At 62.6% G+C, this 11,846-nt stretch carries 8 protein-coding genes and 4 tRNA genes; 6 read left to right on the top strand and 6 right to left on the bottom strand.

Annotated elements, in window-relative coordinates:
- The coding region (tkt, locus tag V6584_RS04090; protein ID WP_340486214.1) for a transketolase at nt 1–2,036 on the bottom strand (2,036 nt) is incomplete at its 3' end.
- 270 nt (nt 2,037–2,306) lie between these two features.
- Between tkt and hrcA the strand changes: the two genes are divergently transcribed.
- Both hrcA and dnaJ read left to right on the top strand, forming a co-directional pair.
- A complete protein-coding gene (gene hrcA, locus V6584_RS04095) occupies nt 2,307–3,425 on the top strand; it encodes a heat-inducible transcriptional repressor HrcA (protein ID WP_340469184.1) in 1,119 nt (372 codons plus the stop codon).
- Between the two features lie 134 nt (nt 3,426–3,559).
- Nucleotides 3,560–4,693, top strand: a complete 1,134-nt coding sequence (dnaJ, locus tag V6584_RS04100; protein WP_340469185.1) for a molecular chaperone DnaJ — start codon at nt 3,560–3,562, stop codon at nt 4,691–4,693.
- Between the two features lie 24 nt (nt 4,694–4,717).
- On the opposite strand, the gene V6584_RS04105 is transcribed toward dnaJ, so the two are convergent.
- Entirely contained in the window at nt 4,718–5,512 is a 795-nt protein-coding gene (locus V6584_RS04105; protein ID WP_340469187.1) for a fructosamine kinase family protein, read from the bottom strand.
- Nucleotides 5,513–5,647: 135 nt separating this feature from the next.
- Between V6584_RS04105 and V6584_RS04110 the strand changes: the two genes are divergently transcribed.
- The gene (locus tag V6584_RS04110; protein WP_340469188.1) at nt 5,648–6,523 is read left to right on the top strand and encodes an undecaprenyl-diphosphate phosphatase; all 876 of its coding nucleotides are present in this window, start codon (nt 5,648–5,650) and stop codon (nt 6,521–6,523) included.
- Between the two features lie 207 nt (nt 6,524–6,730).
- On the top strand, nt 6,731–7,381 hold the full coding sequence (locus V6584_RS04115; RefSeq protein ID WP_340469189.1) for a helix-turn-helix transcriptional regulator: 651 nt from the start codon (nt 6,731–6,733) through the stop codon (nt 7,379–7,381).
- Between the two features lie 832 nt (nt 7,382–8,213).
- Here V6584_RS04115 and V6584_RS04120 read toward each other — a convergent pair.
- The 4 genes from V6584_RS04120 to V6584_RS04135 all read right to left on the bottom strand — a co-directional run bounded on the left by V6584_RS04120 (nt 8,214) and on the right by V6584_RS04135 (nt 8,591).
- Nucleotides 8,214–8,286, bottom strand: a tRNA-Val gene (locus V6584_RS04120).
- A gap of 42 nt (nt 8,287–8,328) precedes the next feature.
- A tRNA-Val gene (locus tag V6584_RS04125) sits at nt 8,329–8,400 on the bottom strand.
- Nucleotides 8,401–8,420: 20 nt separating this feature from the next.
- Nucleotides 8,421–8,491 (bottom strand) — tRNA-Cys (locus tag V6584_RS04130).
- 27 nt (nt 8,492–8,518) lie between these two features.
- A tRNA-Gly gene (locus V6584_RS04135) sits at nt 8,519–8,591 on the bottom strand.
- A gap of 205 nt (nt 8,592–8,796) precedes the next feature.
- Here V6584_RS04135 and V6584_RS04140 point away from each other — a divergent pair.
- Nucleotides 8,797–9,648 (top strand): PAC2 family protein, encoded by an 852-nt coding sequence (locus V6584_RS04140; RefSeq protein ID WP_340469190.1) that lies wholly within the window; start codon nt 8,797–8,799, stop codon nt 9,646–9,648.
- Nucleotides 9,649–9,773: 125 nt separating this feature from the next.
- Nucleotides 9,774–11,834 carry a threonine--tRNA ligase gene (gene thrS / locus V6584_RS04145; protein ID WP_340469191.1) on the top strand — a complete coding sequence of 687 codons (2,061 nt, stop codon included), beginning with the start codon at nt 9,774–9,776 and terminating at the stop codon, nt 11,832–11,834.
- Nucleotides 11,835–11,846: the final 12 nt, after the last annotated feature.

Below are 11,846 nucleotides of genomic sequence, written 5' to 3' on the forward strand. Positions count from 1 at the left end.
CCCAGGTCGCGCATGTTCTCATCGCCGCCGCCCTGCAGGCCGAAGCGCTCGATGGAAACGGGCTTGCCATAGGAGCCAAGGTACTTGTACCAGGGCATGGCCAGGCCTGCCTCGACCGAGACGCGGGCCTTGACGGAGGCGGGGAGGGTCTCTTCCTTGTACTCCTCGTCCTGCTCCTCGAACCACTCCATGGAGGGGAAGGAGATGACACGGGCCTTGATGCCCTCGTCGGCCAGGGTCTTGGCTGCAGCAACGGCGTGCTGGACCTCGGAACCGGTGGCCATGAGGAGCACGTCCGGCTGGCCTTCGGTGTCGACCAGGACATATGCGCCCTTGCGGACCCCTTCACGTGCCTTGGACTTGGTCTCCTCCAGGGTCGGCACGCCCTGGCGGGTCAGGATCAGGGCCGTCGGGTGGGTGTTCCCCTTCTCGAAGAAGTAACGATAGGCCTCGGCGGTCTCGTACTGGTCGGCCGGGCGGACGACCTCCATCTGGGGGATCCCCCGCATGGCAGCCAGGTGCTCGATCGGCTGGTGGGTCGGACCATCCTCACCCAGGGCCACGGAATCATGCGTCCAGATGTAGAGGTTGGGGATGTCCATCAGGGCGGCCAGGCGCACGGAGGGCCGCTCGTAGTCGCTGAACTGGAAGAAGGTCCCGTTGAAGGGCCTGGTGTCCGACCCAAGGAGGATGCCGTTGGTGATGGCGCCCATGGCGAACTCACGCACGCCGAAGTGGAGCTGGCGGCCGTAAACGGAGGCGGTGGGCCACTGGACGGTCTCGTCGTCCGACGGTGCAAAGGAGACGGCACCCTTGATGTTGGTGTTGTTGGAACCACCCAGGTCGGCCGATCCGCCCCAGAGCTCGGGCATGATGGGGGCGATGGCGTTGATCAGGGCGCCGGAGGCCTTCCTGGTCGCCACCTTCGAACCGGGCTCGAAGGAGGCTTCCACCCGGTCGATGGCCTCGTCGAAGCCCTCGGGCAGCTTCCCCGCATGAATGCGGTCGTAGAGGGCGGCCTTGTCGGGGTTAGCCTGACGCCAGGCCTGGAAGCGCTGGTCCCAGTCCTTGTGGGCGGCCAGTCCACGCTGTGCGACCTCACGTGCATGGGCCAGGGCCTCTTCGTCGATCTGGAAGTCCCGCTCAGGGTCGTATCCCAGAGTCCTCTTCAGGGCGGCGACCGCCTCGGCGCCGAGTGCGGAACCATGGGCGGATGGATCGTTGGTCTTGCCAGGGGTGGGCCAGGCCATCAGGGTGTCCACCTTGATGAACTTTGGCCGGTCACTCACCTGTTCGGCCTTCTCGAGGACGGCCGCCAGGCCCTCCACGTCCTCCTTGTAGGAGCCGTCGGGCTGGATGAAGCTGAATTCGTCGGTGTACCATCCGTAAGCCTGGTAACGCTTGAGGATGTCCTCGCCCAGGGAGATCTTGGTATCGCCCTCGATCTGTATGTGGTTGGCGTCGAAGATGACGGTCAGATTGCCAAGGCGCTGGTCTCCGGCCAGGGAGCTGGCCTCGGAGGAGACGCCCTCCTCGACGTCGCCCTCACCGCAGATGACCCAGATCTTGTGGTCGAAGGGGGACCGGCCCTCGGGGGCGTCGGGGTCGAGCAGGCCACGCTCGTAGCGCTGACCGTAAGCGAAGCCGACCGCGGAGGCCAGGCCCTGACCCAGGGGTCCCGTGGTCATCTCTATGCCCGGGGTCAGGCCGTACTCCGGATGGCCCGGGGTCCGGGTGCCGGCCGTGCGGAAGCGCTTGAGGTCATCCAGGGTCAGACCGTAACCGGAGAAGTAGAGCTGTACGTACTGGGTCAGGGAGGCGTGGCCGCCCGAGAGGATGAACCTGTCCCTGCCGGCCCAGTCGGGGTCGTTGGGGTCGTGGGTCATGAAGCGCTGATAAAGCATATAGGCGATCGGCGCCAGGGAGATCGGGGAGCCGGGGTGGCCGCTCCCGGCCTTTTCGACGGCATCCGCCGAAAGGACCTTAGCCATCTTGACGGCGCGCTCGTCAAGATCAGACCATGTGAAATTGGACATTTGCAATCAACTGTTCCTTCCAATTGAGAGGTCGACATGTTCCGACTTGTGTCGAAAATGTTCGTTTACCTTCACATTGCACCTCTATCGTATCCGCGTCGTCAGACACGTCACCCCCTTGTTCATCGGCCCGGGAGTGGTGCACGCCGCGGCATGGACGACCACCGACACCCTCAGGGTCCTGACCCTGTCGAGGTCAGCTCAGAACAAAGTTTTGGCACTCCGCTCCCGCGAGTGCTAATACTGTGAACATGACGGGAAGGAGCGACCATGACCAATAACAGACGGATGCTGGTGCTTCGCGCCGTCGTCGAAGATTATGTGCGGTCGCACGAGCCCGTAGGCTCCGGATCCCTGACCCGACGCCATCATCTGGGAGTCAGCTCGGCCACCGTCCGCAACGACATGGCCGCCCTGGAGGACGAAGGCTACCTGGTCCAGCCCCACACCTCGGCCGGCCGTGTGCCGACCCAGAAGGGCTACCGCTATTTCGTCGACAAACTGGCCACCGTGGTCCCCCTCTCCTCGGCCCAGCGCAGGGGGATCGAGGCCTTTCTGTCCGGTTCCGTCAACCTGGAGGACACCTTGCGTCAGGCTGCCCGTCTCCTGGCGCAGATAACCGGGCAGGTCGCCGTGGTCGCCTCTCCGTCACTGGCCAGGTCCCGCCTGCGCAGGGTCGAGCTCATCGGACTTTCACACAGCTCTGTCCTGGTGGTCGTCATCACCGACACGGGCCGGGTGGCTCAGAGGACCCTGCACTCGATCAAGCAGGCGGGGCCGGACACCCTGGTCGACCTGTCCGAGATGGTGAACCGGCAGTGTCACGACCTCCCCTTGGGAACGGCCGCCGACAGCTGCCAGGTCATGGCCGATTCTTCCTCCCGCCCAGGCCTGAAGGCCATGCTGCGCATCCTGGCCTCGGTCTTCCAGGACATGGCCACGCACGAACAGACCAGCGGCCTCTACATGGCGGGCACCTCCCAGCTGACCCATGGTCAGGCCGTTTCCATGGATGATCTGGCACCACTCCTGGATGCTCTGGAGGAGCAGGTGGTCCTCATGAAACTCATGCAGGCCCAGAGTGAACTGGCCAGGGACCACAACGGGGTCAGCGTGGCCATCGGCACCGAGACCCGTACCCCTGGGCTGGTCCATGCCTCCGTGGTCACCAGCGGTTACGGTTACGCCCCCGTCCCCACCGGCCCCTCCGATACCGGGGGAGAGGAGGGGGTCCGTGACCCGGCCGCCCTGGAGGGCAATGCCCCCGTCGCCTTCGTCGGGTCGATAGGACCCACCCACATGGACTACGAGACAACCATGAGCGCCGTACGGGCCGTGGCATCCTACCTGACGGGCTTCCTGTCCGGCAGCGAGGAAGCAGAGGGATGAAGAATGGGGCTCCCTCCATCATGAATATGCATGAAAATCCAGGACCTGACAGGTTGCAGGTGTGACAGGAGAAAGGCCGGGCTGACCCGGCCTTATGGAAGAATGGCCCAGGAAGCGACACAGAAGGAATACCGGTGGCAGATTACTACGAGGTTTTGGGCATAGACCACAGCGCTAGCGATGAGGACGTCAAGAAGGCCTATCGCAGGATGAGCAGGAAATACCATCCGGATATAGCGGGACCGGAGTTCGAAGACAAGTTCAAGGAGGTGAACACCGCCTACGAGGTCCTCTCCGACCCACAGAAGCGCAGGATGTACGACAGCGGCGTCGACCCCAACGACCCGCAGGCCTCGCAGAGCGCAGGCTTCGACATGGGCGACCTCTTCGGACAGTTCTTCGGCGGGGGATTCGACACGGCTTCCCAGGGTCCCATCCCGAGGACCCAGCCCGGCCGTGACGCCCTGGCCTCTGTAGACATCGATCTGAAGACCGCCGTCTTCGGCGGAACCGTGCAGACCCAGATCCACACCTTCGGCCTCTGCCAGGTCTGCAAGGGATCCGGTGCCCAGGAAGGAACCTCACCGGTCACCTGCCCCATCTGCCACGGCAGCGGCTATGCCCAGAAGGTGGTCCGCACCTTACTGGGACAGATGATGACACAGGCCCCCTGCGAGAGGTGCGAGGGGCACGGGACGATCATCGAGCACCCCTGCCCCGAATGCCAGGGGCATGGACGTGTCCGAGTCCGTCGTGACGTCGGCGTCAACATCCCGGCCGGGGTCTCCGACGGGTCAAGACTCCGCCTGGCCTCCCAGGGTGAGGTCGGCGAGGGGGGTGGCGCCGCCGGGAACCTCTACGTCGACATCCATGTGAAGGCCGACAGGCGGTACGCCCGCGACGGGGACGACCTCCACTGCTGGATCAGCATACCGATGACCTGGGCCGTGCTCGGCCATCAGGTCGATCTCGACACCTTCGACGGCCCCCGACAGGTGGAGGTGCCGGCCGGCTCCCAGCCTGACGACGTGGTCTGCCTGAAGGGACTGGGAGTGCGCAAACTGGGCAGCCAGGAGGAGCGTGGGGACATACTGGTCCACCTCCTGGTGGAAATCCCCACCAAGCTCAGCGAGGGCGAGCGGGGTCTGATCAAGGACTTCGCCGACAGCCACGATGCCGCTGCCCACGAGGTCAGCCAGAGTTCCAGGCCGTCGACCCTGACGGGCAAGAAGGGGCTCTTCGACAAGCTGAAGAACATGTTCAGCTGAGTGGGGATGGCTGAGCCGAACCCCTCAGCCCAGCAGTGAGCGGCACATGGCCCTGTACTCGCTGATGTAGCCCCCTCCGAAGAATACGCTGTGACCGGCGATGGGGTAGAGCTGCCAGAGGGTGTACCTCTCCCCGTAGCCCTCGGCCAGCGGATGCACCGATTGGTATCCATCCATTATCTGGTCGAGGAAGGGCATCCCGAACAGGTGGAGCATGGCCAGGTCCTCCTCCCTATGGCCGCCGTGCGCGGCAGGATCGATCAGAACGGCCTGGGTCCCGCCATCGTTCCTGGTCCACATGACGTTCCCGCTCCACAGGTCCCCGTGGACCCTGGCAGGCCTGTCCTTCGCCGCCCCGCCCAGCAGTTCCGGCAGGGCCTGGACGACCTCCTGGGTCATGGTCATGTCCGACTTGTCGAAGGACCCGCGCTCCATCCCCATCCTGACCATGGGGATCAGCCTCCCCTCGGCGTAGTAGGCGGACGGGTCATCCCAATCACCCGTGTCCATGGGGACCGGGTCCTGGAGGGGGCCGAAGTAGCAGGTGCCTTCATATCCCTCCGGTGCCGATCCGAAGTGGTCGGCTCCCGCATCATGCATGCGGGCCAGCTGCGCCCCGAACCGGTAGGCTGCCCCGGCGGTGGGGGAGGCGGAGTCGATCCGTTCGATGTCCAGATGGTCATCGCCCCACCCATAGACGTCAACGACCCTGGGGCCGCCTTCCTCCTGTGCCTGACGCAACCAGAGCAGCCCCTTGCCCTCGCATTCGAAGAAACCCTTCGGGGCCCTCATCCTGCTCTTCCTGTACGGTGTCACCATTGTCCCCTCCCTGTCAGCGGAAATCTACACAACCATTGTGGGCATTTAGCGCGACATGCGTGCGCTCGTCCCTGCTTGGGCGTGGCGGTGTCTATGCTGGTTCAGTCACGTCGTCGTCTGAATCCGAGGGGCCCCATGAATCTCTTTGAATCCATACTGTTCGGGCTTGTGCAGGCCTTGACCGAGTACTTCCCCGTCTCTTCGAGCGCCCATATCCGCATACTCGGAGGCCTGCTCGGGCAGGACCCCGGTGCAGCCTTCACCGCCATCATCCAGTTCGGTACGGAGTTCGCCGTCCTGCTGTATTTCAGACACGACATCGCAAGGATTCTCAGCCACTGGTTCCGCTGCCTGGCCGGCAAGGACGGCGGCGGCCTGCGTGAACGCATGGGTTCCAAGGACCACGACGCCGCCCTGGGCTGGTACATCATAGCGGGGACGATTCCCATAGTCGTAGCCGGCCTCCTCTTCCAGAAGATCATCGAGACCAAGCTGCGCAACCTCTGGATCACGGTGGCGGTCCTGATCATCTTCGGCCTCCTGCTCGACTACTTCGACAGGACCGGACGGCAGACCAAAACGATGGAACAGATGAATCTCAAGGACGCCCTCCTCTTCGGCGTCGGTCAGATGCTGGCCCTCATCCCCGGTGTCTCCCGTTCCGGAGGGACCATGACCTTCGGCCGCGCGCTGAACTACACCCGTGAGGCGGCAGCCCGGGTCAGCTTCCTCATGGCGATTCCCGCCGTCTTCGGGGCGGGGATATTGGAAACCGTGAAGTCTGTGAAGGACATCCACGCCGATGCGGCATTTCCGGGCTGGGGGGCCACCATATGCGCCACCCTGGTCAGCTTCGTCGTCGGTTATCTGGTGATCATAGCCTTCCTCAAGATAGTGTCCCGTTTCTCATACAGGGCCTTCGTCATCTACCGCATCGGTCTGGCGGTCGTGGTTGCGATCCTCCTGATCGCCAACGTGATTCCGGCCGCAGGAGGTGTCGCGGTCGCCTGAATTCATGTCGTGGTGGGGGAGTGACGCACCACCCCGACATGCCCTTGCACAACGTTGGATATTCCACCCCCAAGCTTGGTAAAATGGCTCTACACCGTCAAGCAGGCATAATGAATCGGAAATGTCTCCTGAGGCTGTCAGCGTGCTTCCTACAGCAGCTGGAGGGCCTGCCTCGTCGGCCTAACAGGGTCAAAGGTGGGGGGACACATGCATTTCAGGGTCGACAGACTTGATGAGGTCTTCCCCTTTGCCGAGTTCGTTGCAGATGCATTCGGTCCTCTTGCGGAGATCGTGGTCCATGACATCACCAGGCCAGAACACTCCATCGTCTTCATACGCAATGGACAGCTGTCCGGACGGGCCAAGGGGGACGGGGTCACCGTCGAGACCCTCAAGCTGGCTTCACAGGCCAGGGATACGGATCTGGACTTCGTCTCGGATTACCCCGGCGTCGAGCTCAATGACCATCAGTTCCGCGTCTCGGCTTATTTCCTGCGAAACCACCAGGAGAAGCTCATCGGCCTCTTTTGCGTAAACGTCAACATAACGGACCTGGGTATGGCCGCCAAGGTGCTGCAGACCTTCATCGAGACCAGGGTGGAGGATCTTCCCTCTCCGGACCTGGTCATGAAGCCGGTGACCGAGGACTCCGAAGACCTTATCAGGAGGAAGGTCCGACAGGCGGTGAAGACCGTCGGAACCCCGGTTGACGATCTGGACATAGGGCAGCGTCTGGTCGTGATTCAGAAGGTGAAGGAACAGGGCGTCTTCATGATAAAAGGGGCCGTCCGCGTGGTGGCATCGGAACTGGATATCTCAGCACCGACCCTATATCGATACCTCCAAAGACTCAGATGATATCAGAAGATAAAAGAAGACCGCCGGCAGAGGGAGAGGGGGGGTAATAATTCTTCACACCACCGGCGGAGTATTCAATGAGCGGCATGGTCAGTCCATTCTGACGGTTGCCGGAATCGGTCTCACTTGGTGAGGCCGGAAGAATCACTCATATACGGTTGGAAGCCCAACCCACTCGATGTGCATGAAGCGCACTCCGTACATATCACCCATCAGTCTTCCAATCCGACAGAAACAGACCGTGACACGCAAACAGGTTTACGGTAAGATTCGCACGTCGACTTCCGGGTGTAACCGGTCACAGTCATACGATGCCCGTATATGGAAACTGGAGCGGGTTGATAATGGCAAATGCAAGCAGACAATACCGTCATCCCCTCTCCTTCGTGGACCTCTGTTGCTTCGCAGCATCAGGAAGCATCGCTTGAAACTGTAATAGCAAATTATCACAAATCAACCGGATGTGCAATCGGTGTTTCATGAAGGGGGCAGCAGGCACGGAAGACAGGCAGACACTGATAATCCAGCGGTTTGCCCCCCTGCCCTGGGAGCGGAAAACCTGAGTGCCGATAATTGTTTATCGACTTTCCTACGGGCAAAAGGTAAGGGCCGGGAGAGCCGTGTCAGGTTCGATCGGACCCCTCGCCACTCCGCCTCCAGCAGGGCCAAGGAGGCACCGACTGCCCCACAGGGGCGAGGAAGGACGGGGATGCCGGCAGGGGACCAGGCAACAGTTATCCCGACGGACGCTTGAGCCGCTGTGCGAATGCAGGGAGGAAACACCAACCGCCAGTCAGTCATCGAGAGGGTGGTCATGGCTCAAAACCGGTTGTGGGCGATGCAGGAATCGAACCTGCGACCCCTTCGGTGTGAACGAAGTGCGCTAGCCGCTGCGCCAATCGCCCGATGGTGAGCCGAAAAGCCTGCCATCTGCATGGAGGCTTCCGTGGGCGATACTGGATTCGAACCAGTGACCCCTTCCGTGTCAGGGAAGTGCGCTACCTCTGCGCCAACCGCCCGGGTCAATCTCTTTCGAGAGAGGTGGGTACGAGAGTCGAACTCGTCTATACGGCTTTGCAGGCCGCTGCCTAACCGCTTGGCTAACCCACCGTATTGGTTAAACTGCTCGGAACCTCGAGCGGGCAACGGGACTCGGACCCGCGGTCTCGACCTTGGCAAGGTCGCGCTTTACCAACTAAGCTATGCCCGCACTTCAGGAGCCAGCCATCGGGGTGACTGCCTGAGCACGAGGCACCACTATATCCTCAGCTGCCTGAATCCGCAAGGACAGCGTGTCGTGCACCCCGCTCCCGCCCGGTCCGCGACGGTGTCTGAGGGCGGCCTCCCCGCACCCGTCCTTCTCGCTGATGGCATACCTCCCGAGCTCGGCCTGCTCTCCAGCTAATCTGTTGGGTATGAGAGAAGAAGCCAGGCAACATCGCATCATGGTGGCCGCCTTCGAGGGCTGGAACGACGCTTGCTCCGCCTCCACCAACGTGATCCGCCACCTCTTGGATGCCTATGACTCCAAGGATGTCGGAAGCATCCAGGGTGACGGCTTCTATGACTATCAGATGTCAAGGCCCATGCTCTGCCACGTCCAGGGACGTCGACGGATCATATGGCCTGAAGCCAAGTTCTACGAGGTGTCGGTGGGGGAGGGGGCCACCCTCCTCCTTGAGATGGGCCCAGAACCCAATTACCGCTGGAGCGAGTTCTGCAGGCAGAGCATCCACATGGCGGAGGACTATGAGATGGACACCATCATCACCCTGGGGTCCATGTTCGCCGACTGCCCGCACACCAGGCCCCTGCCCATCGACGACCTTGAGGGGGACCAGGACCTGTCCGACACCGACGGCCACTCGGGGCCCATCGGCATCCCCACGGTCCTGGATGCCCTGGCCAGCCAGGACGGCTACCGGACGGACTCCGTCTGGGTCTCGATACCCCAGTATCTTGGCAATGACGAATGCGCCCAGGGGACCCTCCAGCTTTTGCGCCGCCTCTCGGCCGCGCTCGGAGTGGACCTGGCCGAGGGAGACCTGCCCCGCAAGGCCGAGGAGTGGAAGTCCCAGGCCTCGGTCCTCCTGCACTGCAACGACGACCTGGCCAATTACGTGCACCGCCTGGAGCTGGACGCGGATGCCAAGGCCATGGGTGCAGACGGGCCCGCAGGTGACACCCCCACAGGGCTGGAGCTGGTCAAGGAGGCCGAGGAGTTCCTCCGCTCGATGGGAGGGGACCAGGACCGGGCCGACCAGTGAACCTGCCGGGCCCGGTCCTGACACAGCCTGGCCCCCCTTGTCTGGCAGCCGTTTTAACCTGACCTCGTTAACCATGCCTGGCCTGCACCTTGTAACGCGGGCTTATGATAGCGAGGACGGCATTCATGACTGAGTCGAGCATCTCCATACGTGTGAACGGAAAATCGGAGGAGGTGGCATCGGATCAGACCGGCGTCCAGCTCTTCTCACAGGACAAGGACATCATCGCGGTCAGGATCAACGGCTCTCCCCGCGACCTGTATACCCCCCTTCATGACGGCGACACGGTCGAATCCATAAGCCTGGATTCGCCCGACGGCCTGGCCATCATGCGTCACTCGGCCACACATGTCATGGCCCAGGCCGTCCAACAGATCAGGCCGGATGCCAAGTTGGGAATCGGCCCGGCCATCACTGACGGCTTCTATTACGACTTCGACGTGGACAAGCCCTTCACCCCCGACGATCTCAAGGAGATCGAACTCAGGATGAGGACCATCATCAACTCCTCCCAGTCCTTCCGCAGGAGGGTGGTCAGCGAGGAGGAGGCCCGGGCCGAAGAGGCCGGACAGCCCTACAAGCAGGAGCTGATCGGAATCAAGAAGGGCGGCATCCAGGGCGACGAATCCGCCGAGGTCTCGGGAGACGGCGAACTGACCATGTACGACAACCTCGACATGGAGGGGAACATCGTCTGGAAGGACCTCTGCCGGGGCCCCCACCTGCCCAACACCCGCTACATCAAGGCTTTCAAGCTGATGCGGACGGCTGCGGCCTATTGGAGGGGGGACGAGTCCAACCCCATGCTCCAGCGGATCTATGGCACCGCCTGGGCCAGCAAGGAGGACTTGAAGGCGTACACCGCCCGTCTGGACGAAGCCGCCAAGCGCGACCACCGCAAGCTGGGCGCCGAGATGGACCTCTTCTCCTTCCCGGACGAAATAGGCCCGGGCCTGCCGGTCTTCCACCCCAAGGGTGCGGCCGTCATCAACGCCATGGAGGATTACTCGCGCGAGATGCACCGCAAGAACGGGTACTCCTTCGTCCAGACCCCTCACATCACAAAGGGGCACCTCTACGAGATCTCGGGCCATCTTCAGTGGTACAAGGACGGGATGTTCCCCCCCATGCACCTGGATGAGGAGAGGGACGAAAAGGGCAATGTGACCAAACAGGGCTTCGACTACTACCTCAAGCCCATGAACTGCCCGATGCACAACCTGATCTTCAAGTCCCGCCAGCGTTCGTACAGGGAACTCCCCCTGAGGCTCTTCGAGTTCGGCACCGTCTACCGGTACGAAAAGTCCGGCGTGGTCCACGGGCTGACCAGGGTGCGCGGCCTGACCCAGGACGACTCCCACATCTACTGCACGCGGGAGCAGATGAAAGGGGAGCTGACCAGCCTCCTCCAGTTCGTCCTCAAGGTCTTGAAGGACTTCGGCCTGAACGACTTCTACCTTGAGCTTTCGACCAAGGACCCCCACAAGTTCGTCGGCAGCGACGAGGTCTGGCAGGTGGCCACCGACACCCTGGCCGAAGTGGCCAGGGACTCCGGGCTGGAGCTGGTGGACGACCCGGGCGGGGCGGCCTTCTACGGCCCCAAGATCTCGGTCCAGGCCCGGGATGCCATCGGCCGCACCTGGCAGGTCTCCACCATACAGTTGGACTTCAATCTGCCCGAACGCTTCCAGCTGGAGTACGTGGCGGCCGACGGGTCCCACCAGCGGCCGGTCATGATCCACCGTGCCCTCTTCGGGTCGATCGAGCGCTTCTTCGCCATCCTTTTGGAGCACTATGCCGGGGCCTTCCCCGCATGGCTGGCCCCTGTCCAAGTCCAGGCCGTTCCCGTGGCGGACGAGTTCGCCCCCCACCTCCAGTCCGTCCTGGACAGGCTCAAGGAGGACACCGTCCGTTGCGAAATCGACCTTTCGGATGACCGGTTCGGCAAGAAGATTCGCAACGCCGCCAAGTCCAAGGCCCCCTTCATCCTGATCGCAGGCGAGGAGGATGTCTCCAAGCAGGCGGTCAGCTTCAGGTTCCGCGACGGCAGCCAACTCAACGGCATCCCCGTGGACCAGGCGGTGGAGTGGATCGAGGAGGCCATCGACAAGAGGGTCCAGATCAACGGCCTGGACGATTTCGTCGCCAACACCTCGGCCACGGCACCCGCCGGCAAGACCGCCTGACAAGGCCTTGCC

The organism is Bifidobacterium favimelis, assembly GCF_037963085.1.
Taxonomy (GTDB): domain Bacteria; phylum Actinomycetota; class Actinomycetes; order Actinomycetales; family Bifidobacteriaceae; genus Bombiscardovia; species Bombiscardovia favimelis.

What these genes read in the sequence shown, in the direction of transcription:
- hrcA (WP_340469184.1), top strand. Translation starts at nt 2,307, where the DNA reads ATGACCAATAACAGACGGATGCTGGTGCTTCGCGCCGTCGTCGAAGAT.
- V6584_RS04105 (WP_340469187.1), bottom strand. Translation starts at nt 5,512, where the DNA reads ATGGTGACACCGTACAGGAAGAGCAGGATGAGGGCCCCGAAGGGTTTC.
- V6584_RS04110 (WP_340469188.1), top strand. Translation starts at nt 5,648, where the DNA reads ATGAATCTCTTTGAATCCATACTGTTCGGGCTTGTGCAGGCCTTGACC.
- V6584_RS04115 (WP_340469189.1), top strand. Translation starts at nt 6,731, where the DNA reads ATGCATTTCAGGGTCGACAGACTTGATGAGGTCTTCCCCTTTGCCGAG.
- V6584_RS04140 (WP_340469190.1), top strand. Translation starts at nt 8,797, where the DNA reads ATGAGAGAAGAAGCCAGGCAACATCGCATCATGGTGGCCGCCTTCGAG.
- thrS (WP_340469191.1), top strand. Translation starts at nt 9,774, where the DNA reads ATGACTGAGTCGAGCATCTCCATACGTGTGAACGGAAAATCGGAGGAG.